Source organism: Dysgonomonas sp. Shenzhen-Wh21 (genome assembly GCF_043392705.1).
GTDB lineage: Bacteria > Bacteroidota > Bacteroidia > Bacteroidales > Dysgonomonadaceae > Dysgonomonas.
Window position 1 is genome coordinate 1 of the sequence record NZ_JAIXHZ010000156.1, and the last position, 25,214, is coordinate 25,214.

Annotated in this window: 27 protein-coding genes; 24 read left to right on the forward strand and 3 right to left on the reverse strand. The window is 37.0% G+C overall.

The window, feature by feature from the left end; all coding sequences use genetic code 11:
* The first annotated feature begins 82 nt into the window (after nt 1-82).
* From LDB17_RS10400 to LDB17_RS10445, 10 genes are all read left to right on the forward strand, one after another.
* Nucleotides 83-436 (forward strand): hypothetical protein, encoded by a 354-nt coding sequence (locus LDB17_RS10400; RefSeq protein ID WP_393925029.1) that lies wholly within the window; start codon nt 83-85, stop codon nt 434-436.
* Nucleotides 437-469: 33 nt separating this feature from the next.
* The gene (locus LDB17_RS10405) at nt 470-1,132 is read left to right on the forward strand and encodes a biopolymer transporter ExbD (RefSeq protein WP_006842362.1); all 663 of its coding nucleotides are present in this window, start codon (nt 470-472) and stop codon (nt 1,130-1,132) included.
* A 24-nt stretch (nt 1,133-1,156) separates the two neighbouring features.
* Nucleotides 1,157-1,993 (forward strand): energy transducer TonB, encoded by an 837-nt coding sequence (locus tag LDB17_RS10410; RefSeq protein ID WP_006842363.1) that lies wholly within the window; start codon nt 1,157-1,159, stop codon nt 1,991-1,993.
* A gap of 112 nt (nt 1,994-2,105) precedes the next feature.
* Entirely contained in the window at nt 2,106-2,300 is a 195-nt protein-coding gene (locus tag LDB17_RS10415; RefSeq protein ID WP_252637665.1) for a hypothetical protein, read from the forward strand.
* A gap of 21 nt (nt 2,301-2,321) precedes the next feature.
* Nucleotides 2,322-3,305 carry a PstS family phosphate ABC transporter substrate-binding protein gene (locus LDB17_RS10420; RefSeq protein ID WP_252637666.1) on the forward strand — a complete coding sequence of 328 codons (984 nt, stop codon included), beginning with the start codon at nt 2,322-2,324 and terminating at the stop codon, nt 3,303-3,305.
* 55 nt (nt 3,306-3,360) lie between these two features.
* Complete coding sequence (locus LDB17_RS10425; RefSeq protein WP_135103769.1) at nt 3,361-5,013, forward strand: lipopolysaccharide assembly protein LapB; 1,653 nt, start codon at nt 3,361-3,363, stop codon at nt 5,011-5,013.
* Between the two features lie 218 nt (nt 5,014-5,231).
* Nucleotides 5,232-6,500: a methionine adenosyltransferase gene (gene metK / locus LDB17_RS10430; protein WP_252637667.1), complete on the forward strand. Its 1,269-nt coding sequence runs from the start codon at nt 5,232-5,234 to the stop codon at nt 6,498-6,500.
* A 99-nt stretch (nt 6,501-6,599) separates the two neighbouring features.
* Nucleotides 6,600-7,439, forward strand: coding sequence for a DUF4271 domain-containing protein (locus LDB17_RS10435; RefSeq protein ID WP_252637668.1), 840 nt, complete (start codon nt 6,600-6,602; stop codon nt 7,437-7,439).
* A complete protein-coding gene (locus LDB17_RS10440) occupies nt 7,436-8,194 on the forward strand; it encodes a uroporphyrinogen-III synthase (RefSeq protein WP_252637669.1) in 759 nt (252 codons plus the stop codon). Before LDB17_RS10435 ends, LDB17_RS10440 begins: the two co-directional genes overlap by 4 nt.
* 62 nt (nt 8,195-8,256) lie before the next feature.
* Nucleotides 8,257-8,955 (forward strand): M48 family metallopeptidase, encoded by a 699-nt coding sequence (locus LDB17_RS10445; RefSeq protein WP_252637670.1) that lies wholly within the window; start codon nt 8,257-8,259, stop codon nt 8,953-8,955.
* A 1-nt stretch (nt 8,956) separates the two neighbouring features.
* Here LDB17_RS10445 and LDB17_RS10450 read toward each other — a convergent pair whose 3' ends face one another.
* A complete protein-coding gene (locus tag LDB17_RS10450) occupies nt 8,957-9,439 on the reverse strand; it encodes a cytidine deaminase (RefSeq protein ID WP_252637671.1) in 483 nt (160 codons plus the stop codon).
* A 35-nt stretch (nt 9,440-9,474) separates the two neighbouring features.
* On the opposite strand from LDB17_RS10450, the gene LDB17_RS10455 reads away from it, so the two are divergent.
* The 6 genes from LDB17_RS10455 (at nt 9,475) to trmD (ending at nt 15,772) form a co-directional block, all read left to right on the forward strand.
* Entirely contained in the window at nt 9,475-10,413 is a 939-nt protein-coding gene (locus tag LDB17_RS10455) for a glucosaminidase domain-containing protein (RefSeq protein ID WP_252637672.1), read from the forward strand.
* A 34-nt stretch (nt 10,414-10,447) separates the two neighbouring features.
* The gene (locus LDB17_RS10460) at nt 10,448-11,341 is read left to right on the forward strand and encodes a DUF3078 domain-containing protein (protein WP_393925031.1); all 894 of its coding nucleotides are present in this window, start codon (nt 10,448-10,450) and stop codon (nt 11,339-11,341) included.
* A gap of 134 nt (nt 11,342-11,475) precedes the next feature.
* Entirely contained in the window at nt 11,476-12,750 is a 1,275-nt protein-coding gene (locus LDB17_RS10465; RefSeq protein WP_252637673.1) for a DUF4468 domain-containing protein, read from the forward strand.
* Nucleotides 12,751-12,756: 6 nt separating this feature from the next.
* Nucleotides 12,757-13,521 (forward strand): SDR family oxidoreductase, encoded by a 765-nt coding sequence (locus tag LDB17_RS10470; RefSeq protein WP_252637674.1) that lies wholly within the window; start codon nt 12,757-12,759, stop codon nt 13,519-13,521.
* Nucleotides 13,522-13,755: 234 nt separating this feature from the next.
* Nucleotides 13,756-14,667 (forward strand): DMT family transporter, encoded by a 912-nt coding sequence (locus LDB17_RS10475; protein WP_252637675.1) that lies wholly within the window; start codon nt 13,756-13,758, stop codon nt 14,665-14,667.
* A 421-nt stretch (nt 14,668-15,088) separates the two neighbouring features.
* On the forward strand, nt 15,089-15,772 hold the full coding sequence (gene trmD / locus LDB17_RS10480; RefSeq protein WP_252637676.1) for a tRNA (guanosine(37)-N1)-methyltransferase TrmD: 684 nt from the start codon (nt 15,089-15,091) through the stop codon (nt 15,770-15,772).
* Here trmD and LDB17_RS10485 read toward each other — a convergent pair.
* Together LDB17_RS10485 and LDB17_RS10490 are read right to left on the reverse strand one after the other, a co-directional pair.
* Nucleotides 15,769-16,587, reverse strand: a complete 819-nt coding sequence (locus LDB17_RS10485) for a hypothetical protein (protein ID WP_252637677.1) — start codon at nt 16,585-16,587, stop codon at nt 15,769-15,771. The genes trmD and LDB17_RS10485 overlap by 4 nt on opposite strands.
* Nucleotides 16,584-17,177 (reverse strand): sigma-70 family RNA polymerase sigma factor, encoded by a 594-nt coding sequence (locus LDB17_RS10490; RefSeq protein ID WP_252637678.1) that lies wholly within the window; start codon nt 17,175-17,177, stop codon nt 16,584-16,586. The genes LDB17_RS10485 and LDB17_RS10490 overlap by 4 nt, the downstream gene beginning before the upstream one ends.
* 170 nt (nt 17,178-17,347) lie before the next feature.
* Here LDB17_RS10490 and LDB17_RS10495 point away from each other — a divergent pair, with 170 nt between their 5' ends.
* The 8 genes from LDB17_RS10495 to dnaA all read left to right on the forward strand — a co-directional run bounded on the left by LDB17_RS10495 (nt 17,348) and on the right by dnaA (nt 25,074).
* Nucleotides 17,348-17,545: a winged helix-turn-helix domain-containing protein gene (locus LDB17_RS10495; protein WP_006842379.1), complete on the forward strand. Its 198-nt coding sequence runs from the start codon at nt 17,348-17,350 to the stop codon at nt 17,543-17,545.
* 160 nt (nt 17,546-17,705) lie between these two features.
* A complete protein-coding gene (locus tag LDB17_RS10500) occupies nt 17,706-18,002 on the forward strand; it encodes a hypothetical protein (protein ID WP_135103781.1) in 297 nt (98 codons plus the stop codon).
* A gap of 15 nt (nt 18,003-18,017) precedes the next feature.
* A complete protein-coding gene (locus tag LDB17_RS10505; RefSeq protein WP_006842381.1) occupies nt 18,018-18,323 on the forward strand; it encodes a cell division protein ZapA in 306 nt (101 codons plus the stop codon).
* A gap of 115 nt (nt 18,324-18,438) precedes the next feature.
* Nucleotides 18,439-19,968: a ribonuclease Y gene (gene rny / locus LDB17_RS10510; RefSeq protein WP_006842382.1), complete on the forward strand. Its 1,530-nt coding sequence runs from the start codon at nt 18,439-18,441 to the stop codon at nt 19,966-19,968.
* Between the two features lie 252 nt (nt 19,969-20,220).
* Entirely contained in the window at nt 20,221-21,228 is a 1,008-nt protein-coding gene (locus tag LDB17_RS10515) for a 2-hydroxyacid dehydrogenase (protein WP_006842383.1), read from the forward strand.
* 24 nt (nt 21,229-21,252) lie between these two features.
* Nucleotides 21,253-22,422 carry an N-acetylmuramoyl-L-alanine amidase gene (locus LDB17_RS10520; RefSeq protein WP_252637679.1) on the forward strand — a complete coding sequence of 390 codons (1,170 nt, stop codon included), beginning with the start codon at nt 21,253-21,255 and terminating at the stop codon, nt 22,420-22,422.
* Nucleotides 22,423-22,460: 38 nt separating this feature from the next.
* A complete protein-coding gene (locus LDB17_RS10525) occupies nt 22,461-23,348 on the forward strand; it encodes an MlaD family protein (protein WP_135103784.1) in 888 nt (295 codons plus the stop codon).
* A 322-nt stretch (nt 23,349-23,670) separates the two neighbouring features.
* The gene (gene dnaA / locus LDB17_RS10530) at nt 23,671-25,074 is read left to right on the forward strand and encodes a chromosomal replication initiator protein DnaA (RefSeq protein WP_252637680.1); all 1,404 of its coding nucleotides are present in this window, start codon (nt 23,671-23,673) and stop codon (nt 25,072-25,074) included.
* Nucleotides 25,075-25,214 lie beyond the last annotated feature (140 nt).

Sequence of the window (25,214 nt, forward strand, 5' to 3'; positions counted from 1 at the left end):
ATGAATATAAAGGAGATTTTGCAATAAGGAAAAAAAAAAAAAAGAATGGTAACCAGAAAATAAAAAGGCGGTATTGGAAAAGATGGGGCAAGATTATGGTATTACATTCACCGATAAGCAGATTAGATCTTTCATAGAACAAACACACATTGGTGTGCCTATGAACAGAATGGCTGCTTTCCTTGATATGCCATTGAGCACTCAAGATAGTGAGATAAAGAAGTGGGGTGTGCCATCCGACAGTGTAAACGATCAGTTTTCACGTTGGGTACAACATGCACGCGAAATTGGAGGCGATGATATGGGTATTGCTATCAAAGCAGACCAGTCAACAGCTTATCCATTGGTGGATAAGGTATTGAAAAGTCTTGTGAAGATGAAAGAAAACCGTTATAGCCTCATAACATCTCTAAGGGGAATGCCGGAAGGCGTATAAAACATGATTTAAACATTAAAAAAAGAAAAAATTATGGCAGAAGTACAACAGTCCGGTGGTGGAGAAGAGAAAAAAGGTAAACCCAAGAAACAGACCCTGAGAGTAGACTTTACTCCGATGGTGGATATGAACATGCTCTTGATTACATTCTTCATGTTCTGTACAACATTGAGTAAACCGCAAATCATGGATATTGCGATGCCTACAGATCAGAAACTTACTGAAGAGGATGAAGTGAAGGTCAAGGAGTCTAAAGCTATTACTTTGATTCTAGGAGAAGACAATAAAGTATATTACTATACAGGTATACCTAACTATAGTGACTATACTACCTTGAAAGAAACTGATTATTCCCCTGAAGGACTTCGTAAAATATTACTGGAACGCAATGCCCCTATTGTAGCAAAGATGAGGGAATTGAGACAGGAAAAATTTGAGAAGAAGAATAAAATGTCAGAGGAAGAATTTAAGACAAGATCAAAAGAAATAAAAGATGACAAGGATGGACAAGTAGTGGTTATTAAACCTACATCCGAAGCTAGTTATAAAAATCTTGTTGATGCTCTTGATGAAATGCAGATTTGCAGTATTGCAAAATATGCAATTGTGGATATGACTGAGGGTGACCAATTCTTGCTTGAGAACCTGAAAAGTAAAGGGGCTTATGGCGCTAGTGCTGCACCACCAAAAAATTAATCACATTAAGAAAGGAGTAAAATTATGGGAAAAGATATAAAATTGAATTCCTCCGAATGGTGTGATGTAGTTTTTGAAGGTAAGAATAAAAACTATGGAGCTTACAAGCTACGTCAATCATCATCGAAGAGACATATCGTTGCGTTTTTAGTAATCCTTGCTGTTGCAATATTTGTGTCGGCTTTACCGAGTCTGGTATCAGTGGTAAAGAATCTAACACAAGGCAATACTGGACCAATGGAAGACACTTTCGAGTTATCTAATATTCCGGTAGAACAAGAAATTCCGGAAGAGAATAAGATTAAACAAGAAACTGCTCCGCCGCCTCCACCGTTGAAAACAACAGTGAAGTTTGTGCCTCCTAAGATTGCAAAAGACGATGAGGTGCGTGACGATCAGCAAATGAAGTCACAGGATGAAATTCAGGAAACTAAAATCCAAATTTCGGTGGCTGACGTGAAAGGTACAAATGATAAGACAGGTGTCGATATCGCTGAGTTGAGAGAACACAAGGTGATAGTAGAAGAAAAACCTGCCGTTGAAAAACCTTTCGTTACTGTAGAACAGATGCCTACTTTCCCCGGAGGCGAGATGGAAATGCAAAAGTATATTGCTTCCAACCTCAAATATCCGGTAGTGGCTCAAGAATCAGGTATTCAAGGACGTGTAACAGTACGTTTCGTTGTTTCTAAAACAGGAGCAATTGAAGATGTAAACGTAATTCGTGGTATCGACCCATCGTGCGACAAAGAAGCTGTACGTGTGGTTAAATCGATGCCGAAATGGATACCGGGAAAACAAAATGGATTGAATGTACCTGTGTACTTTACTCTCCCTATCGTATTCCGTTTGAAACAGTAAAAGTGAATATCTATTGAGATTTTTATAAAAAAATTGTAAATAAGACTTAGTAAAGAAGAGAAGTTGGAGTATGAAAGACACATCTTCTCTTCTTTTTCCAATAAAAAAAGGTATGAAAGAAGGAAAAAAAATATCGGGAAAAGCAATATTTGGTATATTTATGATATTGTTTTATCTATGTGTGTCAGTTTTGATGGTATTTACCCCTATTTTTGAGAATGTACATATCTTACTTCGTGTGGCCATGGGTGTGCTGTTGTTTTTGTACGGCATATTCAGAGGATACCGTGCATGGAAACAATTTTAAACGAATTATCTGTTTTTTGTTATGAAAAATCTTAGTCTTATTGTATGTATTTTTGCTTTTATCTTTCTCTTCTCTTGTAGCGACCAGAGAAAGATAACACGAACAGATACGCCCACAAGTGGTATAGCTGAGATAGCTGTTGATGAATGCTTTGCTCCTGTAATACAAGAACAGGTTGATGTTTTTGGAGCTTTAAATCACGAAGCTCTGGTTATTCCCATATTTACCAGTGAGAATGAGGCATTTAATTTATTTATGAAAGATAGCTTGCGTGTAATAATTGCTACACGACAACTTACTGCCAACGAAACACAAATTATAAAAGAACGCAAACAAGCACCACGTACACAGCGGCTTGCTATTGATGGTATTGCCCTTATTGTAAACAAAGAAAATATGGACACTTTGATTACAGTGTCTGATATAAAAAAAATAATGACAGGGAAGATTAAGGATTGGAAGGAGATAAATCCGAAATCTAAACTGGGTGAAATATCGGTCGTATTCGATAGCCCTAATTCCAGTACTGTCAGATTTATAAAAGATTCGATCTGTGGAGGCGAGCCTCTTAGTCAGAATGTGAAAGCGAGATCGGCAGACAGCGTTAAAAATGTCAATCTGCAAGAACGTACACCCAATCAGCAAGTGATAGATTATGTTGCTGCTGTTCCTAATGCAATAGGTGTTATCGGTGTAAATTGGATTAGTAATCCATCCGATCCTAAAAATTTAAGCTTTATTAATAGTATAAATGTTATGTCGGTAAGCTCAGAAGATAAAGCCACTGAGGAAAACAGTTTTAAACCATTTGCCGCATATTTAGTCTTAAAAAAATATCCGCTAACGAGAGATATTTTTATTATAATCTCAGATGTCAAAGGTGGATTACCTTCAGGTTTTGTTACCTTTGCTGCAGGAGAGAAAGGACAACGTATTATACTCAAGGCCGGGCTCTATCCCGCAAATGTACCTACCAGACTGGTAAGAGCAAACCCAACATTTTAGGATAGGCCTGATATCTGTCACATATAAATAAATATTAATAAAAATAGTATAGAAGATGAAAATGAAGTATTTAGTGAGCGCATTTTTGAGCTTAGCGATAAGCTTGTCGGCATTTGCGCAAAATAGCCCGGGAGCAGATTATCTGAGCCTTGGTGAAACCAAACTAGCGAAAGAATATTTTACTAAAAACGTAGGACAGAATCCTGAAGAATCTCATTATTATCTGGGAGAAATTGCAATTCTGGAAAATAACTTGACTGAAGCTAAGTCTCAGTTTGAGCAAAGTGCGGCAGCAACTACTGAACTAGGTCTTGGTGCTGTAGGATTAGCTAAATTACAATTAAAGTCAAACCCTAAGGTTGCAGAAGATCAATTAAAAGAAGTTCAAAAAAAGAATAAAAAGAATGTAACTGTTCTTTTAGCAATCGCAAAAGCATATTTTGATAATGGCATGAAAGACAAAGCCACTTTGATGATTGCTGAAGCTAAGAAGGCAGATAAGAAATCACCATATTCATACATTCTCGAAGGAGATATGTTAGCCAAAGAAAACAATCCGGGCGGAGCAGCAGGTCAATATGATCAGGCTATCAACTTTGACCCTAACTGTGTATTGGCTTATATGAAAGGTGCTAAGGTATATGAATATATTAATCGTAATACAGCAGCCGATTTGTTGAAAAAAGCGATAGAAATCAAACCTGAATATAAGATTGCTTACAAAGACCTTGCTGACTTGTATTACAGAGACGGTTTTTATCCGGATGCTATTGCTGCATACAAAGAATTCTTCAAGGGTGGCGATTACACCGTAGATGATATTACTCGTTATGCTGCATCAGAGTACTTTACACAAGGATATTCAGGTGCAAAGAATCTGATTAATGAAGGTTTGAAACGCGAACCAAACAGCTTCGTGTTGAATCGTTTGTTGATGTATATCGAAAATGAAACAAAAAACTATCAGGACGGTTTAGCTGCAGGAGACAAGTTCTTCAGTATACCTAGATCTGAGGTTGATACAGTGAAATATTTGGTTTCAGACTATATGGCTTATGGAAATATACTATCTGAAACAGGCAATAAAGCTAAGGCTATAGAGCAATATCAGAAAGCTATAAAATTAGATCCTAGCAAAGTAAGCTTGTTTAAAGAGATCGCTACAGCTTCTGCCAAAGATCAGATGTACGCTGAAGCGGCTAATTATTACAAAGAATACATCCAGATGCTTGGAGAAAGAGCAGAAGCTACTGATTATTATCAATTAGGTAGTTACTATCTATCTGCAGCATCTAAAGTTGAATCTGATAAATCGTTAACTCCGGAGCAAGTAAAAGAACAATCTATTGCGCTATACAAACAAGCAGATGCAGCTTTTGCTGTAGTTGCAGAACGTAAGCCAGATAGTTATTTAGGATTCTATCAGAGAGCACGTACAAACTATCAGATGGACCCGGACTCGGAGCAAGGGTTGGCAAAACCATTCTATGAAGAAACAATTAAAGTTCTGTTGGCTGATCCGGAACCAAGCAGCAAAATATTGATAGAAGCATATAGCTATTTGAGCTACTATTATTATTTACAGTTCGAGAAAAGCAAAAAGGCTGATGATAAAGCAAATGTAAAACTATATGCAGAAAAGGTTCTTGAACTAGATCCTGAAAATGCAAATGGTAAAGCTTTATTTGAATTTGCTAACGGCAAGTAAATAAGTAGATATAAAATATGAAAAACAGCCTGTACCAATTTTGATACAGGCTGTTTTTTTATATAGAATAATTTTAAATTGAGAAAAAGATGTATCTTTGCACTCAATTAAGTGGATAGATTTGTATTGATTGCAACCACATGAAAAAATGCTAAACCATTTTCTGCACTGCATTATAATACATATCTTCCTGTTTTTATTACAATAAAACAATATTTATGAGTTATTTATTTACATCTGAATCTGTATCAGAAGGTCACCCTGATAAAGTGGCAGATCAGATATCAGACTCCTTATTGGACGAATTCTTGGCCTATGATGCTGATTCGAAGGTCGCATGCGAAACATTGGTAACTACCGGGCAGGTGGTTTTGGCAGGAGAAGTAAAATCAAAAGCATATATCGATATTCCCGAAACGGCACGTAAAGTGATCGAGCGTATAGGGTATACTAAAAGTGAATACCAGTTTGAGGCTCAATCTTGCGGGGTGCTGTCTGCCATACATGAGCAATCCGATGATATCAACAGAGGTGTTGATGGCAAATCCGATCCGATGGATCAGGGAGCGGGAGATCAGGGTATGATGTTTGGCTACGCAACAAACGAAACAGACAATTATATGCCATTAGCACTAGACTTGTCTCATGCATTGTTGAGAGAATTAGCCGTTATACGCAAAAATGAATTGCATTTGATGCCATACCTTCGTCCTGATGCCAAATCGCAGGTAACGATCGAGTATGATGACAACGGCACGCCTTTGAGAATAGATACAATCGTTATTTCTACTCAGCATGATGATTTTACTGACGACGAGGCAATGCAAGCTAAAATAAAAGAAGATGTGATCAATATCCTTATACCTCGTGTGAAGGAGAAGTATAAGTTCAGAGATGATATTACGAAGCTCTTTACAACTGATATTACTTATCATGTAAACCCTACCGGACGTTTTGTTATAGGAGGGCCTCATGGAGATACCGGCCTGACTGGACGTAAAATCATAGTTGATACTTACGGAGGTAAAGGTGCGCATGGCGGTGGTGCTTTTTCGGGTAAAGATCCTTCAAAAGTAGACCGTTCGGCTGCTTATGCGGCACGTCATATTGCAAAAAACCTTGTTGCTGCCGGTGTGTCTTCCGAAATACTTGTTCAGGTATCGTATGCAATTGGTGTTGCCAAGCCTATGAATATTTATGTAAATACATATGGTAAGGGTACAGTAAATCTTTCGGATGGAGAGATAGCCGTGAAAGTAGAGAAATTGTTCGACATGCGACCAAAAGCAATCGAGCAACGCCTGAAATTACGCAATCCTATCTATGCTGAGACTGCTGCTTATGGGCATATGGGTCGTGAGCCGGAAATCGTAACTAAACATTTTCAATCACGCTACAATCCTCAGGGAATAACTCGCGAAGTAGAGTTGTTTACATGGGAGAAGTTAGATTATGTAGATGTGATAAAAAAAGAGTTTAATCTGTAATATAATAATATAGCACATACATGTTCTGCAATAGAGCAAGTATGTGCTTTCAAGTATATAAGAGCTTTGATTAACGATACAGTACCATACATAGGTGTAATGAAAGATAGTGTCTTGTTGCAGGATACTGTCTATATTCATCGTTTTTCATTAAATCCTGTAGAAGGTGAGATTGTGAATATGACTAACAAACAATTATATTCTGCTCATCAGGATAGCATTCGCGATGTTGTAAGATATTCCGGCGATCTTCTGCCTTTCAATCTGGAACAAGTAGATGGAATTTTCTGCCTGTTGCTTTTATGCTTATTTCTTTTTACATATATATATAGTGGCGGGTTATCTTTCTTGAAAGAAAGTATTTCCTACCTCTTTACTCCTGTAAAGGCTTCGAGGATACATAATCAGACGACTTCTAGGGAAATGATATATAGTTATATCCTTATTTTTCAATCTGTTGTTTTGTCTGCAATATGTATTTATGATGTTTTTGTAGAGTATGAATCTTCTGTGCAAAGCAATAGTAAGGCTTTTCTGACTATTGTCACATTTATCGTCGCCATAGCTTTGTTTTTTGGAATTAAAGATTTTATTTACAAACTGATAGGTTATATCTTTAATCAGAAGAAAGCGATGAATTCGTGGCGAAGAATGCATATGGTGTCTATCGAGGTGCTGGGGATACTATATTTTTTGCCTACGTTGCTCTTGATTTATTCTAATTTTTATCATACTGAGATATTAATACTTATATTAATACTCTTCTTAATTGTTCAAATAACACTTTTTTATCAAATAATAGTCTTTTTTATTGGTCAAAAATTTAACTTTTTGTATTTGATTGCCTACCTTTGCACCTTTGAAATATTACCTTATGTGTATTTAGCGATAGGATTGATTCAATTATATAGAACCGACGTATTTAACACACTATTATGACCTTGAAAGTAAAGAAGATATTAATCTCTCAACCTGCTCCGACAACAGAGAAATCGCCTTACTTTGATATTGCCGAGAAATATCATGTGCAAATGGATTTTCGTCCGTTTATTCGTGTAGATGGAATTGACGTAAAGGAGTTTAGGCAACAGCGTATTAATATACAAGATTATACAGCAGTCGTTTTTACAGCAAGGATTGCAATAGATCATTTCTTCTCTCTCTGTGAGGAACTTAGAGTAACAATGCCCGAAACAATGAAATATTTTTGTATATCAGAAGCAGTCGCTTTGTATCTGCAAAAATATATTGTTTACAGAAAGCGTAAGATATTCTTTAGTGCAACAGGTAAGATGGATGGTCTGGCAACAGCTTTAACAAAACATAACAAAGAAAAATTTATTGTACCTGTCTCGGATGTACATACAGAAGACCTTACGGCAGTATTGGACGAGAAAAAAGTTGATTACACAAAATCAGTTATGTACAGAACTGTGAGTAATGAAATAACCGAGTCTGAGATATTATCTTACGATATGATGATATTTTTTACTCCGGCCGGTATTGTTTCTTTATTTAAGAACGTGCCTAATTTCGAACAAGGAGAGAGGGCTATTGGCTGTTTTGGTACCGCTACAGCAAAAGCTGTTCGCGATGCGGGCTTGAGGCTTGATTGTGAAGCTCCGCTTCCCGGTATGCCATCTATGACGGCTGCATTAGAAGCGTTTATAAAGGAAAATCATAAAGCCAAATAGGTTTGAAGCAAATAAAATATAAAGCTTAGCTTTTGGGTTAAGCTTTTTTTATATCATTTCTGATGGTTATTGTAGATAAAGATCTGGGAGAAATAAGGCTTGTTAAGAATGCAAGAGCCAAGAGGATAATCGTTCGAAAAAAAGATGGTTATCTGCAACTTACATATCCACCATCAGTAAGTATGTCTTTTGTAGAGAAGACCATTCGTGATATGAAGCCTCGTCTGATGTTGTTAGTAGAAAAACAAACTACCCGCATACTTTTCACTCCCGATATAGAATTTAAGACCTTTAGTTTTACCTTGAAGCTGATTACCGGAACATCGACCAAAAATTATTATATGAGTCTGAAAGAAGGGGTGCTATCCATCTCATGTCCGGCTGGTACAGACTACAATGACTCAACGGTTCAATCGACAATAAAAAGCTTTGTAGAAAAAGCTCTTCGCTATGAGGCAAACAGGCTCTTTCCGGCAAAAGTAAAATTGTTTGCAGAAAGGTACGGTTTTAAATATACCGAAGTAAAGATTAATAAAAGTCGTACCCGATGGGGAAGCTGTTCATCAAAGAAGACAATAAACCTGTCGTTTTACTGTATGCTCTTACCTGAATACCTTGTGGATTTTGTAATCTTACACGAACTATGCCATACGGTAGAAATGAATCATGGAGAACGTTTTTGGCAATTGCTGGATAAAGTATCGGATGATAAAGCAAAAGAGTTGACAAAGGCTTTAAAAGACCATAAAACAATGTTATAAATTAGTCGTCTAGCGATTCCTTTCCAAATCCTACAGGAAGAAGTGTTTTGGCAGATTTTAATTCATAGATTTTACTTTCGCCATACAATATTACTCTCATTGGAGAATTGTATCTGTTCTCTGTTTCTAGCAAAACTTGTCTGCAACCGCCACACGGGCTACAAGGGTTTGCTGTAAAGGCTCCGTCATGACAAGCTGCCACCGCAATCGCTTCCACCGAAGCCTCCGGATATTGTGCGTTTGCATAAAACATAGCAACCCGTTCGGCACATAACCCTGAAGGGTAAGCCGCATTTTCCTGATTGTTGCCCGTAACAATTTTTCCATTGGAAAGAAGAACTGCCGCTCCTACATGAAAGCCTGAGTAGGGCGCATATGCTTTTTCCGCAACCGCTTTAGCCTCTATTATAAGTTTTTTTATACTTTCGGTAGCCTCTTCAAAGGTGTAAACGAGTATCTTTGTTGTTAAATTTAAATTTTCCATTTTATTACTGTTACAAATAAAATACTTCTAAATATATGAAAAAAGCAAATAGCTCGGATATATCTCTCAAATTTATTATCCTTTCTGTACTTGTTTTTCTGTCTACTACATCCGCCTATTCTCAGGCAAAACGATACAAGATATACGAAGAGTATATTGAGACTTACAAAGGCATAGCTGTAGATCACATGAGAAAATATAAAATTCCGGCAAGTATAACGCTCGCTCAGGGGTTGTTAGAATCAGGTGCGGGTAAAAGTGCTTTGACTAAAAATTCGAATAATCACTTTGGTATTAAGTGTCACAACGATTGGACAGGAGGAAAGGTCTATCAAGCGGATGATACCCCGAATGATTGTTTCAGGAAATATAAAAGAGCTGAAGATTCATTTGAAGATCATTCGAGATTTCTAGCCGATAAACCACGATATAAAAGCCTGTTTGCTTTGGAAATTACTGATTATAGAGGATGGGCAAAAGGATTGCAGCAAGCAGGGTATGCAACTGATAAAGCTTATGCGAACAAACTGATAAAGCTAATTGAAGATTATGAACTTTACCAACACGATAAAAGAGGATTCTCCAAAGAGAAGATAAGAGAAATAGAAGAAACTCAGGTAAGAAATAAGGAATATCGTCATATTCCTTATAAAACACATAATTTGGTTTATGTGATAGCAGAGGCCGGTGATACGTACGAGGGTATTGCGGGCGAATTTGATTTTAAGCCAAAAGATTTGTATAAATACAATGAAGTACCCGAAGGCTTTCCTTTAAAGGCAGGTGATTTGGTCTATTTTGAGAAGAAAAAATCGAAAGCCGATAAACCATATTATGAGCACGAAGTTCAGGTGGGAGAGTCTATGTATAGTATTTCCCAGCTGTATGGCATCAAGGTGAAAAACTTGTACAAAATGAACAAAAAAGATTTTGAATATGTTCCTACCGAAGGAGATGTCTTAAAATTAAGATAACAGCTTCGATATACACAATATTTAAATTTTTATGATGAAATATTTACTTATCGCATTTATTATTGCGGGCTCATTTATGTCGGTTAAAGCTCAGGACGACAAGAACAAATTGGAAGACGGCAAATGGAACCTAAAAGGTGTTACCGGATTCAATCTATCACAAACTTCTCTTAGTAATTGGTCTGCAGGTGGTGAGAGTTCCTTCGCCGGAAATCTCTATCTCAATGGAACATTGAATCGCAAAAGCGGAAATTGGCTTTGGTCAAATGCTTTGGCTCTTGATTATGGCTTGACCAGAACCGAAACACAGGGAACTCAGAAGGTAAGTGATAAGATCGATTTTACAACACAGCTCGGATATTCTACCAACAATAAGTGGTATTATACAATTATGGGTGACCTTAAAACTCAGTTTTATAAAGGATATAATTATCCGAATAAGGAATATTATATCTCAAAATTCTTTGCTCCCGCATATTCTAATATCTCATTGGGTTTAGAGTATCGTCCTAATGAGAGCTACTCGGTTTACTTTTCTCCTCTTGCCGGAAAACTAACATTTGTACAAGATGACTACCTGTCTAGTATAGGTGCTTTTGGCGTTGATCCGGGCGATAAGTTTAAAGCCCAATTAGGTACATATGTGAAAGCTCGTGTCCAAAAGAAAATAATGGAAAATGTACAGATGATAACTACTATGGATCTTTTTACAGCGTACGACAAATCATTTGGTAACGTTGATGTTAACTGGGACTTACTGCTCAGTATGAAGATTAATAAATTCTTGTCGGCATCGATCAATACAACACTCAAATACGACGATGACGTGAAGATTATAGAAAAAGCAGATGACGGTACAGAAATAAAAAAAGGACCGAAGGTGCAGTTCAAAGAAATGCTAGGTATAGGCGTTGCATATAATTTCTAAAGAAAATAATAAATATAGACGAAAATGGTATCAACAGTAATCGGTCGATACCATTTTTTTTGTTTTAATATTCTATTGTCTTGTTTCTGAAATTATACTACTTTTATGGTATATAACATAATAACTCTGATAAAATGAAAAATAGTCTTCTGTTTTTTTTATGTGCAGTGTTCTCGTTGGTAGTAAGTGCACAAGACAACCCGAAATATCTAGTAGGAGCTGTCCCCGAAGTGGACGGTAAGATTGTTTTTTCGAAGAAGATACCTGTAAAGGGGCAAATCTCCGACGAACAGCTTTTTTCATTGATGCAAAAATGGACAATAAACAACTATGATAATGTACAGACTGATGAGAAAGATTTGAATAATCGGGTTCTGCTAAGTAAGGCTGATGATAAAATGATCGCATGTTTTGGAGAGAAATATCTTGAGTTTAAGCGAAGTTCTCTTGTGCTTGATCGAGCTAAGATGATTTATCAGTTGATTTTGGAAACGAAAGATGGAGCATGCGAAGTAACGTTGAGGAATATAAAATATAGCTATTCTGATAGTAAGAAACTGCTTCCGGCTGAGGAGATGATCTCTGACAAAATAGCGCTCAACAAAAAAGGAGATAAACTAAATCGCTATTATGATAAATTCAGAATGCATACTGTAGATTCTGTAAACAGCATATACAAATCTATAGACATTTATCTGAACGGTATTAATACAACAGGTGCAACAACCTCACTGCAAGCAGAGGCGAAAACATATTCAGCTCCTGCAGTACCTCAAAAAGAAAGTCCGGTAGAAGTGCCTGTAGTCGCTCAATCTATAACCGATCCTGTTCAGGTTGCTGCATCGATTCCGATAACATCTAATAATGCCTCGCAAACGATTGCCGGAGGTGCGGTTGCTACAATGAATGGATTCAGGCAGATAACTCCCGATAAAATACCGGGCAATATTATTAAACTGTTAGGAGATTGGACATTGATCACTTCGGGTACAGCCGATCAAATGAATGTGATGACTGCCTCGTGGGGCGGACTTGGTGCTTTCTGGGAAAAGCCGGTCTCATTCTGTTTCCTCAATCCTTCACGCTACTCGGTACAAACAATGGATAAAGGTGAGACCTATACAATATCGTTTTACACTGAAGCGTATAAAGATGCTTTGCGGTATTGCGGTTCGGTAAGTGGTCGTACTACAGATAAAATAAAAGGATCGGGGTTGACACCTATCAAAACTCCATCAGGTGCTACGGCATTTGCTGAAGCTTGGATGATCTTTGAATGTAAGAAAATAGTAGCGCAGCCAATTACGCCCGAAGCTGTAGTTGATAAATCTTTACCGAATAAAGATTGGAGTAAAAGCGGATATCATAAAATGTATATCGGTGAAATATTGAATGTTTGGATTAAATAAACTCAAATGAAAAAAATAGCATTAATAACCGGTGCTACATCCGGTTTGGGCAAAGCAATCGCTTTGCGGCTGGGCAAGGAAGGGTACAACCTTATTATTACCGGACGAAGAAAGGATAAATTAGAAGAACTGGATAAAGAAATAAGCATAAACTATGGTTCTACGGTTCTCCCTCTATGCTTTGATGTAAGAAAATATAATGAGGTAGAGGCTGCTTTGGGCAACCTTCCTGAAAAATGGAAAAATATCGATGTCCTTGTCAATAATGCGGGGCTTGCTGTAGGGTTAGACCCAATTTACAAAGGTGAAGTTGACGACTGGGAAAGAATGATAGATACAAATGTCAAAGGTTTGTTATATGTTACTCGGGTGGTTACTCCGGCTATGGTAGAACGTTGCTCAGGGCATATAATCAATATAGGGTCTATTGCCGGGAAGGCAGTTTATCCGAATGGTGCTGTATATTGTGCGACTAAGTATGCAGTGAATGCATTGCATCAGGGTATGCGTATGGATTTGCTACCTTATAATATTCGAGTAACTCAGATTTGTCCCGGAGCTGTAGAAACGGAATTCTCATTAGTTCGCTTCAAAGGCGATAAAGGTCGTGCCGATCAGGTATATACAGGTTATGAGAATCTGGTTGCCGACGATATTGCGGAATCTGTTTATTTTGCCATATCACAACCTCCGCATGTGGATATTCAGGATATGCTGGTGATGCCTACGGCACAGGCTACAGGGAATATGTTCCATAAAAAGGAGAAATAGGAAGAGTAGAGCATAAAAGGCGTAGTTTCTTGTTGTAAAGAAATATATAAACTTTCCAACGTGTTTTGCATGAAGAAAAAAATATTGTAATTTTGCAGTACCAAAGCGTATATAATAATTCTTGAATTTGTTGTATGCGAACGAAAATGTAAATGGAGGGGGTATCCGAAAAAGGGTATTCCTTTTTTTTGTGCTTACCTCTGAGGTATAATGATTTAGAACTTAACATAAATAATGGATCAAAGAATAAAAGGCGGATTGTTAGTGTTTATTGGAGCGGCAAGCTTCGGACTACTTTCCACTATCGTAAAATTTGCATATGCCGAAGGTTACACACTCGGCGAAATCACAGGAACGCAATCTTTCTCGGGAATGGTCATTTTATGGCTATTGTATTTCATTTCCAAATCGGTAAAGAAAGGTGATAAAAAAGAAACGATTTATAATACTCAACCTAATACTAAATGGTGGAAAATAGTCGTTGCCGGAACCTTTACGGGGCTGGTTGGTATATTCTATTACCAATGTGTGAAACTATTGCCTGCATCGGTCGCTATTATATTGCTGATGCAATATCTGTGGATAAGTATGCTGATAGAAGCTGTCGTTTTCGGGAAGAAACCCGGACGTAAGCAATTGCTTCTACTTGGTATTGTTTTGATAGGGACACTGCTTGCCGGTGGAATATTTAGTCAGGAGATCATGTTGAACCTGAAAGGAGTCATTTTCGGGTTGCTGGCGGCCACTAGTTATGCTATTTTCTTGATGACAAGTGGACGTGTAGGTAACGATCTGCCTGTACTGAAAAAGAGTGCGTTGATGATTACTGGATCGTGTGTTATTACATGGATAATTTTTCCTCCATTATTCTTCTTTAATGGTATATATTTTGGTGGATTGGTCTTTTGGGGGCTGGCGTTGGCTCTGTTGGGTACGGTGGTTCCTCCTCTTTTCTTTTCGATGGGTATGCCCCGTGTGGGTGTCTCTATAGGTGCAATCCTTAGTGCTGTCGAGTTGCCTGTCGCAATATCATCTTCGGCATTTATATTGCAAGAATCGGTAGATGCACTTCGCTGGCTAGGAGTAGCCCTCATTTTGTCGGCTATAGTGGCTACAAATATTAGAACAAAAGGAATAAGCGGTTGAGTGTAATTTAAACTACGGTATAGGAAGAAAAGTAATAATGAGAGCTTATAATTTATATGAAAAAGATTATCTATTATAAACGCTCTTTGATTTATTAGTTCATAAAAACGAATTGTTCTCGCATTCGTTCCCATCTATTCTTTTTAACCTCAGAGTAAAAAGAGTAATACGGAGTTTCTTGCTTCGTTCCTAAAGCATGAGAACAACGTATAGTATTCATTATTATTGACTTCTTCGAAAGAAGAAAAAGTGACAAATAAAAACAACTTAAAAAGTGTCACTTTTGTCACCTTTTGTTTGTAATGTATTGATTGTCTGTGTTGTGTTGTTTTGCGTGTTTGTCACCTTTTTAGTTATATCCCGGGCTCTTATTTATTAATTGAAAGAAAACTCTACCTTTGCAATTCATTTTACTATAAGTATGCGCATAGATATAATAAGTGTTTTGCCTGAAATGTTTACAGGTCTTTTGGATTGTTCTATTCTTAAGAGAGCTCAAGACAAAAGCTTAGTAGAGATAGTTGTTCACAATCTTCGTGATTATACAACGAACAAACATCGACGTGTGGATGATTATCCTTTCGGAGGCGAAGCAGGCATGGTAATGCAGATAGAACCGATCGATAATGCTATCTCAGCATTAAAGGAACAGCGAATTTACGATGAAGTGATCTATACTTCACCGGATGGAGAAGTATTTGATCAGAAAATAGCAAACCAAATGTCGTCGTATAACAATATAATTATCCTGTGTGGGCATTACAAAGGTATCGACTATCGCGTGCGCGAACATCTGATAACCCGTGAAATATCTATAGGTGATTATGTTCTTACGGGAGGAGAATTGGCTGCTGCTGTGATGGCTGATGCCATTGTTCGACTTTTACCCGGCGCAATAGGAGATGAGCAATCGGCTTTGTCCGATTCTTTTCAGGATAATTTACTGGCTCCTCCTGTTTATACACGTCCTGCAGAATATAAGGGTTGGCGTGTACCTGATATTTTGTTGTCGGGTCATCAGGCTAAGGTGGATGAATGGCGCTTGCAGCAAGCTATGGAGCGCACCGAACGTTTGCGCCCTGATTTGCTCGAAAAGAAAGATTAGAACATTACCCTCACCATAACACGCTCAGTACCAGTAGTCCATTTGGCTCCGTTTTGTATCAGGCGAATGGCTTCATTGTCACAAGTTCCGCAAAGACTTTGTTTTACTTCAAATAGATATGGGCGTCCTTGTTCGTCAACCGAGAATTCAATGGCTACTTTACCTTTCCTGTCTTTGCACGAATCGTCGGTAGGTCGGCGCATTGCCGTTTTTAAGTAAGCATTATATCTGTCATATCCACCTATTGGCTCAGGTTTCCCCTTCTTTGTCGTAAGAGAAGTATTTGCTTCGTCTCTGAAGTTCTCGGGTGCATAAACCTCTATCATGCCATTGTCCTCTTGCTCGGATAGTACAGTCAGAGCTTCGGTATTGATAGACTCCTCTTTGTCTAATCTGAACTTGCTTATGTTGGGCTTATATGTTTTGGTTGCTTCGGTATTATGTTTTGCTATTACAACTATATTCTCTACATAGTATTCTTCAGGCACGTATATGTTGATAATAGAGCTAAAGCCTTTATCTTGTGCCTGTAGGTCGTTAGACTCATGGTATCCGATAATCATATATCCGACTATAGCAAAAATTACAACAGCTGCCGCCGCTATACTTTGCCATATAGGATGATGTTTCTTGATTGTTTTTGTTTTGGCATTCAGGCGTTCGTGTATATTGTTGATACTTGCCAAGTGATCATCGTCGATACTGTCGAAACCTTCTATTGCCTCATACATAAACGGATCTTTCATCGAATCTTTTTCGATCCGATGAGCATCAACGCCTTTCCTTTGTCCTTTTATGTAATCTAAAAAATTCATTCTTTCAGGTTTTTCTCAATGCAGATTTTTAAATTCCTTTTTCCGTTTTGTATATAGCTTTTTACACTCTTCAGATGAAATCCAGTTTCATCCACAATCTCAGCATAGGATTTGTCTTCGTAGAAGAACTTCTCCACAGATATGCGCTGAGGCTCGGGAAGCTGCTCCAAGCATTTGTTCAATGCATCTTCTTTATCTTCATTCGCATTCTCGCTTAATAGATCCAAAATAGGTTCAGATTCCATAAGTTGAGAGTCGAAATTTACTATAATTTCTCTTTTATTTTCTTTTAAAATGTGAAAACAGTGATTTTTAACAACACTATACAGCCAGTTCTTGAAAATCTTTATTTCATAGCCCTGTATTTTCTGTGAAAGATTCTCAAAAATATCTATTACAGCGTCTTGCGATTGTTCTGTGTTTTGCAGATACTTCAGGCACAACCCATAGATGAGAGGTATGTAGCGTTCGTAAAGCTGTTGGAAGTATTCAGCTTTACTCGTATCCTTAAAAAGTGACAAAAGCTCTTCGTCACTATACTCCTTTCTCTTATGCAGACTAAAAAAACGCAAGGCAATTATTTTTATCACAAAACTACAAGAATTTGGTTAAAATCCAAATAAATGATCCCTTTAACTACTTTGTCATAATATTATCTATTTGCTAATAAATGTAATATTAAATTGTTGGGGTAGTTAATTTTATGTATTTTTGTAAGTGATAATTAATGATGAGTTTAATTTTTTAACTTACACCCATTATGAAAGAAAAAATTGGAACAAATGCAGGAATCATTTGGACTTATCTTGATGCGGAAGGTAGTAAATCTTTAAAGGAAATCAAGAAAGCCTGCAAACTTACAGAAAAAGACATGTATGCAGCTCTTGGCTGGTTAGCCAGAGAAGGGAAAATTGCGTTTAACGAATTAAAGGACGACTTGCAAGTCGTTTTGCTTTGAAAGACCTAAACAAGCTTACAAAAGAGGGGTACTTATTACGTATAGTAAGTGCCCCTCTTTGTTTTTTTTCCTTATAATGTATTTTTCAATAATTAAGGAGCGTAATAATTTTGTTAATTCGTTGGTATTATCTATTTTTGTGTAGCATTTTGGCTATTATATGACTGAAAATGATGAAAAACTTCTTGCCGAGTTTGAGATAAGAATGAGGCAGTTAATGTATCTCTGTGATATGCTTAAAGAGGAAAATGCACAGATGAAGCAGGAATTGAAGCAAAAAGAAACAGCGATAGAAGCATTATCATTAAAGTTGGATGCGTTAAATGCTAAATATGACAATTTGAAGTTTGCAAAATCTTTTTCATCAGCAGACCCAGAGGAGAGGATGAATGCTAAAAAACGGTTGTCGAAATTAGTGCGAGATGTAGATAAATGTATCACCATGCTGAAAGCGTAAACTAAAAATGATGTTATGGATGAGCATTTAATTATTAATCTACGAGTGGCTGATATGAGATACCCTCTTCGTATAAAACGTAGAGATGAGGAAGTTTATCGTAGAGCTGCAGATGAAATAGATTATAAGTTAGTACAATATAAAAATTATTTTACAGGAGTTTCTACTCAGCCGTTGAGGGATGTCGACTATATGGCAATGACATCAATTCAGGCAGTGGCAGAGAAAGTTGAACATCAACTGCGAGCCGAAACTTTCGAGCATAGAATCCAGAGTTTGACAAATGAACTGGATGAATATTTGAAAGCGCAGGTAAAGTAAAGTTTTAAATTGATGATATATAAAGCACTAATTTCAGATATGAGATAAGTTTCATATTTGGGTTGGTGTTTTTTTTGTTTATTGAATATAAGTTTTTATCAAAGAAAAATAGAATATGGATATATTATTGTATGGAATTACCTTTCTTGTTGGAGCAATACTGACTTGGGTGGTTTTGAATTTTATGGCGAATTCAAAATTCAAACGTCAAGTAAAAGAGGCGGAACAAGAAGCAGAGGTGATCAAGAAAAATAAACTACTTGAAGTAAAAGAGCAGGCTTTACAGATGAAGTCTGAATTTGAAAAGCAAGTGAATAGTAGGAACTCGAAACTACAAGCTGCTGAAGCTAAAATTAAGCAAAGAGAATTAAGTTTGACCCAAAAGCAGGAAGAGCTTCAACGCAAGCGTAGCGAGGTAGATACAATCAAAACTAATCTAGAGGCTCAATTAGAGGTGATAGATAAGAAAAAGCAAGATCTGGATAAGCTTCACAAACAAGAGGTGGAAAGGCTTGAGGCGTTGTCGGGATTGTCGGCAGAAGAAGTGAAGGAAAAACTGGTAGAAGCTTTGAAAGATGAGGCTCAGTCTCATGCTCAGTCTTATATCAGTGAGATAATGGAAGAGGCTAAAATGACAGCCAATAAAGAAGCGAAGAAGATTGTTATCCAATCTATTCAGCGTGTGGCAACAGAGACTGCAATTGAAAATGCCATAACAGTATTCCATATAGAGTCTGACGAAATAAAAGGTCGTATAATCGGACGTGAAGGACGTAATATTCGTGCATTAGAGGCTGCTACAGGGATTGAAATCGTAGTAGATGATACTCCCGAAGCAATTGTCCTTTCAGGATTTGATCCAGTGAGACGTGAGGTTGCACGTTTGGCTTTGCACCAGTTGGTTGCAGACGGACGTATTCACCCGGCACGTATTGAGGAGGTTGTAGCCAAAGTGAGAAAGCAAATAGAAGAAGAAATAATAGAAACAGGAAAACGTACGACTATTGACTTAGGTATACACGGTTTACACCCAGAGTTGATACGCTTAGTTGGTAAGATGAAGTATCGTTCATCTTATGGACAGAACCTGTTGCAGCATGCTCGTGAAACTGCTAATCTTTGTGCGATTATGGCATCCGAGCTAGGACTGAATGTTAAAAAAGCAAAGAGAGCCGGATTATTACACGATATAGGTAAAGTTCCAGATGATGAACCGGAACTTCCACACGCTTTGCTTGGTATGAAGTTGGCTGAAAAATATAAAGAAAAAGCCGACGTTTGTAACGCGATAGGATCTCACCACGATGAAGTGGAAATGACAAGCTTATTGGCACCGATCGTGCAGGTTTGTGATGCGATATCCGGTGCTCGTCCGGGTGCTCGTCGCGAAATTGTTGAGGCTTATATCAAACGTTTGAATGATCTGGAGCAATTAGCTCTTTCGTATCCGGGCGTATTGAAAACTTATGCTATTCAGGCTGGTCGTGAGTTGAGAGTTATAGTTGGAGCAGATAAGATTGATGATGTGGAAACTGAAAAACTGTCTGCAGATATCGCTAAACGTATTCAGGATGAGATGACTTATCCGGGACAAGTGAAAATCACTGTCATTCGTGAAACCCGTGCAGTAAGTTACGCTAAATAATAAATTAGACTTAAGATTATAAATGAAGGGAGCTTTTTCGCTCCCTTTGTTGTTTTTAGAGACTTACGGGGTCACGGGCTAGTTATATATACTTTCTGATTGTATAGCAGGATTGACTAATGAGTGGGGTATATGTGAAAAATATTTTAAATGTAATACTGTAAAACAAATAGCTCAATGATAGTTTTGAGGATAAAAGTTATTTTGTTTACTTTTGTAACTTAGTGTTATAAGAATTAAAAAAATAAAATAATGGCGTACAAAATCGCAGTTTTTGATGCAAAACCATATGACAGAGTTACTTTTGATAGAGTAAATGAAAAATATGGATTCGAACTAACATATCACAAAGAACATCTCGATATAAATAATGTTGTGCTGGCTAACGGTGCAGATGCTGTATGTATTTTTGTTAATGCTGTCGTTGATTCAGACGTTGTAGCAAAATTGAAATCATATGGAATTAATCTGATAGCATTACGTTGTGCCGGTTTCAATAATGTAGATATTTTGGCTGCTGAAAAGCATGGAGTAAAAGTAGTACGTGTACCCGATTATTCTCCGCATGCTATTGCTGAACATACTTTGGCTTTGATGCTTTGCCTTAACCGCAAAGTCCACCGTGCTTTTTTACGAACACGCGACGGAAACTTTTCTCTTGTCGGGTTCGAAGGTTTTGATATGTACGGAAAGACTGTCGGTGTAATCGGTACAGGCAAGATTGGTAAGGTCGCTATAGGTTTGTTCAAAGGTTTAGGAATGAATGTGCTGGCTTATGATCTATATCCTGATAATGCTTTCGCCGAAGCAGAAGGTATTAAATATGTTACTTTGGATGAGCTATATGCCAATTCTAATATAATTACTTTACATTGTCCATTGACAAAAGAAACAGAGTATCTTATTTGCGATGAGTCTATCAAGAAAATGAAAGACGGCGTGATGATTGTTAATACAGGTAGAGGAAAGTTGATTCATACAAGACATTTGATTGATGGATTGTTAAGCCGAAAGATTGGCTATGCCGGGTTAGATGTATATGAAGAAGAAGGAGCATACTTCTACGAAGACCACTCTGATGCTGTGATGACAGATGATGTATTGGCTCGACTTTTGTCTTTTAACAATGTGATAGTAACTTCGCATCAGGCATTCTTTACTCAGGAGGCGATGGAGAATATCGCAAATACTACAATGAATAGTATTTCTGATTTCTTTGCAGGCAAAGAACTTAAAAACCAAGTAGTTTATAAAGCGTAACTTTATACACCGATTAATTTCCTTATGAACAAAGTTTTGAGTCTTCTTTTTTTACTCTTTATTGCAAATGTAACTTATGCAATAGGCTCAAGATTTGTTGTAGTAATTGATGCCGGGCACGGAGGAAAAGATACCGGGGCAACCAGAGGTGGATATAAAGAGAAAGATATAAATCTTGGAGTTGTCTTAGCTTTAGGCCAATTGATAGAGCGAAATCATAAAGATGTAAAAGTTGTATATACTCGAAAATCAGATGTTTTTGTAGATCTTGATAAAAGAGCTGATATAGCAAATAAGGCTAAAGCTAATTTATTTATCTCGGTTCATACCAATTCTACAGCAGCAAAGTCAACTACAGTATCGGGCGCTGATACTTATATTCTAGGGTTGGCTCGTAGTGAAGAAAACCTACAAGTTGCCAAACGGGAAAATTCTGTGATATTATTAGAAGATAATTACAAAACCAAATATGAGGGCTTTGATCCGAATTCGCCCGAATCGTATATTATTTTTGAATTCATGACGAACACCTTTATGGAGCAAAGTCTACAATTTGCTTCTTTTGTTCAGTCTGATTTTAGGAATGTAGCAAAGCGGGTGGATAGAGGAGTTCGTCAGGCCGGATTTTTGGTGTTAAGAAAAACAAGTGCTCCGAGTGTATTGATTGAGCTAGGTTTTATAAATAATCAATCGGAGGCACAGTTTTTATCAACAAAGTCAGGACAACAGTCGATGGCTACAGCTATCTACTCCGGTTTTAGAAAATACAAACGTGACTTTGATAAAAAACAAGGGAAATTAGTTGTAGAATCTACAGAAGTAGAAGATATTAGTTTTGATGATGTAGAAGAAGAAACGATAGCAGTTAAGAACGATCAGAATGAAGACAGGATACCTCAAGTGTCAGTTTCTGAAAAAGTAAGAAACAATACTGCGTCATCAAGTAAAAAAATAGAAAAAGATCAAATAGAATATAGAGTGCAGTTTCTTGTATCGCCTCGCAAGTTATCTGGAAATTCACCGGCTCTGAAGGGATTGTCTCCCGTGTCTTTTTATAAAGATGGTAGTGTGTATAGATATACATACGGTTCTACTACCAATTTTAATGAAATAACAAAGATACAGAATCAGGTAAGGTTGAAATTTAAAGATGCATTTGTTATAAGAATGAAGAATGGGAAGCGTATAAAGTAATAAGCACCGGATTAACTAACATACAATAGAGATACATTATGGGTAAAATATCTAAAGAAGTAAAAATAGGCATGGCTTTTGTAATTGCAATATTTATATTGTATTACGGAATCAGTTTCTTGAAAGGAATTAACTTGTTCAGGCCATCTAATTCGTATATGGTAGTTTTTGACGATGTTGCCGGATTAACACAGGCTACACCGGTAACTCTAAACGGTTATCCGATCGGTTTGGTATCTTCTATGAAATTGGATACAGAACACGGAAATCGTATCATTACTTATTTGGATATGAACAAAGGAGTGCAACTACCTAAAGGTAGTAAAATGATATTAGATGTATCTATGTTGGGCTCTGCCACAATAATTGTTAAAGAAAGCGATAATAAGACAGAGTTTATTTCTCCTTCGGACACTATAATTGGCATTCGAAATAAGGGCATGCTGGATGCTGCAGGGGGGATGATCCCTCAAATACAGAATCTCATGCCGAAGATAGATTCTATTTTGACCGGTATAAATGTACTGGTCAATAACCCTGCTTTATCTCAATCTTTGTCTGATGTGAATCAAATAACAGGAGATTTAGCTAAAACAACAAAACAGCTGAATGTAATGATGGCAGCATTAAATAAAGATGTGCCTACAATTACCGGAAACCTTAGCCAGGCTTCAACCGATTTTGCTACTATGTCGAAACAATTCAACCAAATTGATTTGGCTTCTACTTATAAGTCTGTTGATGCAACCGTGAAAAGCTTAGAAAATCTTTCAGCAAAAATGAATTCGAAAGACGGATCTATTGGTCTGTTGCTGAATGATAGACAACTCTATGATAGTATTGTCAATACCATGAGTAACGCATCTCTGCTTCTTAAAGATGTAAAAGAAAACCCTTCCCGTTATATTAATGTCAAGGTGTTTTAAGACCATTGTTTAGAATTGTTCTAAATAAGCAAAAAACATTATTTTTTGTAAAGGTGTAACACGAATGCTTTCTGAGAGATATTTCGGAATTGTTAAAATTTTGTTACATTTCATTATTGGCTACTAAGGTCTTGATTTAGATAGGCTTTTGAAGGTACTTCCCCTCTGATTGGGTTAAAGCTCTATAAGTGGTTGATATTAAACGAGATGCTTGCTTGCGAGGAATTCCAAATTTATACCCACTTTTTTTTATTGAAAATATTTTAGAAATTTACATTCGGAAGCAATTAATAAATATTCAAATTCATATTAAATAACGTAAATGGAACAAGTGTCAGCTCAGAAATTATGGTCAAATTGTTTGAAGGTTTTTCAGGATAATGTAACTGAGGCCGCTTTCAAGACATGGTTTCTGCCTATTGTCCCACTCTCGTACGAAAACAGGGTGTTTACGATACAAGTTCCCAGCCAATTCTTTTACGAATATTTAGAAGACAAGTTCATTGATTTGCTCAAAGCCACATTATATAGAGAAATAGGTAGCGATACGATATTGCAATATCGCATACTTATGGAAAATACTACGAATACATTAGTAGACTATCGTGGCGATGCAAAATCTTCTACAGATAAGATTGTACTAGGAAAGAATACAAACAAAGTACCTAATCCATTCCAAAAAGTAGTAGCGGATGATTTCGATTCGCAACTGAATAATAAATATACATTCGATAACTTTTTTGAAGGGGAAAGTAACAAGCTGGCTCGTACCGCAGGAGAAACTATAACAAGAAATCCAGGGAAGACAGCCTTCAATCCTTTGTTTGTTCATGGAACATCAGGTGTGGGTAAAACGCATTTGTGTCATGCAATAGGAAATAGCATTAAGGAACAATATCCGGAGAAACGTGTATTGTATGTATCTGCTCATTTGTTTAAAGTACAATATGCAGATGCGGGACGATACAATACGACCAATGATTTTATCAATTTCTATCAGGGCATAGATGTCCTTATTATAGATGATATTCACGAATTGGCCGGAATAGAGAAAACGCAGAATACATTATTTCATATATTCAATCATTTACATCAAAACAATAAGCAGCTTATTCTCACTTGCGATAAGTCTCCTTCGGAGCTACACGGTGTTGAAGAACGATTGCTGACTCGCTTTAGATGGGGATTAACTACTAAAGTTGATAATCCGGACAAGCTGTTAAGATTGAAAATCCTTCAGAATAAGATATTACACGATGGATTGTCTATTCCTGAGGATGTAGTAGATTATATAGCTGAAAATGTAACAGATAATGCTCGTGACTTAGAGGGTATCATTGTTTCTATTATGGCTCACTCTTTGGTATATAACAAAGAGATAGATTTACCTTTAGCCAGACGAGTTATTGGTCAGGCAATAAAGAAGATAGAAGCAAAGAAAATCACAATTAATACAATAGAATCTGCTGTTTGTGATTTCTACAATATCAAGAGCGAACTTATTCATACGGCTTCAAGGAAACGTCAGATTGTGCAAGCAAGGCAGGTAGCGATGTATCTTTCTAAGAGCTATACGGAAATGTCTCTTGCTCAGATTGGTTCCTTGATAGGTAAGAAAAACCATGCGACGGTACTCCATGCATGTAGGACAGTACGGGAGCAAATGGAAGTAGATAAAACGTTCCGAGAGGAAGTTGCTGAAATAGAAAAGAAATTAAAAGGTTGAATTTGAGAATTCAACCTTTTTTCTTCGCCACTTTTTTCTCCGCAAAATTATGTGTCCGCAAACTAGCTTTACAATATCAAAATTCTTCTTTTTTCATAATCAACGCTTGAGATTATCTTGTTCTGAATGCATCAACTAAG

Coding starts and splice junctions, on each gene's coding strand:
- LDB17_RS10455 (WP_252637672.1), top strand. CDS start 9,475: ATGAAAAAAGCAAATAGCTCGGATATATCTCTCAAATTTATTATCCTT.
- trmD (WP_252637676.1), top strand. CDS start 15,089: ATGCGCATAGATATAATAAGTGTTTTGCCTGAAATGTTTACAGGTCTT.
- rny (WP_006842382.1), top strand. CDS start 18,439: ATGGATATATTATTGTATGGAATTACCTTTCTTGTTGGAGCAATACTG.
- LDB17_RS10500 (WP_135103781.1), top strand. CDS start 17,706: ATGACTGAAAATGATGAAAAACTTCTTGCCGAGTTTGAGATAAGAATG.
- LDB17_RS10475 (WP_252637675.1), top strand. CDS start 13,756: ATGGATCAAAGAATAAAAGGCGGATTGTTAGTGTTTATTGGAGCGGCA.
- LDB17_RS10410 (WP_006842363.1), top strand. CDS start 1,157: ATGGGAAAAGATATAAAATTGAATTCCTCCGAATGGTGTGATGTAGTT.
- LDB17_RS10400 (WP_393925029.1), top strand. CDS start 83: ATGGGGCAAGATTATGGTATTACATTCACCGATAAGCAGATTAGATCT.
- LDB17_RS10435 (WP_252637668.1), top strand. CDS start 6,600: ATGAAAGATAGTGTCTTGTTGCAGGATACTGTCTATATTCATCGTTTT.
- LDB17_RS10520 (WP_252637679.1), top strand. CDS start 21,253: ATGAACAAAGTTTTGAGTCTTCTTTTTTTACTCTTTATTGCAAATGTA.
- LDB17_RS10495 (WP_006842379.1), top strand. CDS start 17,348: ATGAAAGAAAAAATTGGAACAAATGCAGGAATCATTTGGACTTATCTT.
- LDB17_RS10445 (WP_252637670.1), top strand. CDS start 8,257: ATGGTTATTGTAGATAAAGATCTGGGAGAAATAAGGCTTGTTAAGAAT.
- LDB17_RS10460 (WP_393925031.1), top strand. CDS start 10,448: ATGAAATATTTACTTATCGCATTTATTATTGCGGGCTCATTTATGTCG.
- LDB17_RS10450 (WP_252637671.1), bottom strand. CDS start 9,439: ATGGAAAATTTAAATTTAACAACAAAGATACTCGTTTACACCTTTGAA.
- LDB17_RS10525 (WP_135103784.1), top strand. CDS start 22,461: ATGGGTAAAATATCTAAAGAAGTAAAAATAGGCATGGCTTTTGTAATT.
- metK (WP_252637667.1), top strand. CDS start 5,232: ATGAGTTATTTATTTACATCTGAATCTGTATCAGAAGGTCACCCTGAT.
- LDB17_RS10425 (WP_135103769.1), top strand. CDS start 3,361: ATGAAAATGAAGTATTTAGTGAGCGCATTTTTGAGCTTAGCGATAAGC.
- LDB17_RS10440 (WP_252637669.1), top strand. CDS start 7,436: ATGACCTTGAAAGTAAAGAAGATATTAATCTCTCAACCTGCTCCGACA.
- dnaA (WP_252637680.1), top strand. CDS start 23,671: ATGGAACAAGTGTCAGCTCAGAAATTATGGTCAAATTGTTTGAAGGTT.
- LDB17_RS10505 (WP_006842381.1), top strand. CDS start 18,018: ATGGATGAGCATTTAATTATTAATCTACGAGTGGCTGATATGAGATAC.
- LDB17_RS10515 (WP_006842383.1), top strand. CDS start 20,221: ATGGCGTACAAAATCGCAGTTTTTGATGCAAAACCATATGACAGAGTT.
- LDB17_RS10420 (WP_252637666.1), top strand. CDS start 2,322: ATGAAAAATCTTAGTCTTATTGTATGTATTTTTGCTTTTATCTTTCTC.
- LDB17_RS10470 (WP_252637674.1), top strand. CDS start 12,757: ATGAAAAAAATAGCATTAATAACCGGTGCTACATCCGGTTTGGGCAAA.
- LDB17_RS10485 (WP_252637677.1), bottom strand. CDS start 16,587: ATGAATTTTTTAGATTACATAAAAGGACAAAGGAAAGGCGTTGATGCT.
- LDB17_RS10415 (WP_252637665.1), top strand. CDS start 2,106: ATGAAAGAAGGAAAAAAAATATCGGGAAAAGCAATATTTGGTATATTT.
- LDB17_RS10405 (WP_006842362.1), top strand. CDS start 470: ATGGCAGAAGTACAACAGTCCGGTGGTGGAGAAGAGAAAAAAGGTAAA.
- LDB17_RS10465 (WP_252637673.1), top strand. CDS start 11,476: ATGAAAAATAGTCTTCTGTTTTTTTTATGTGCAGTGTTCTCGTTGGTA.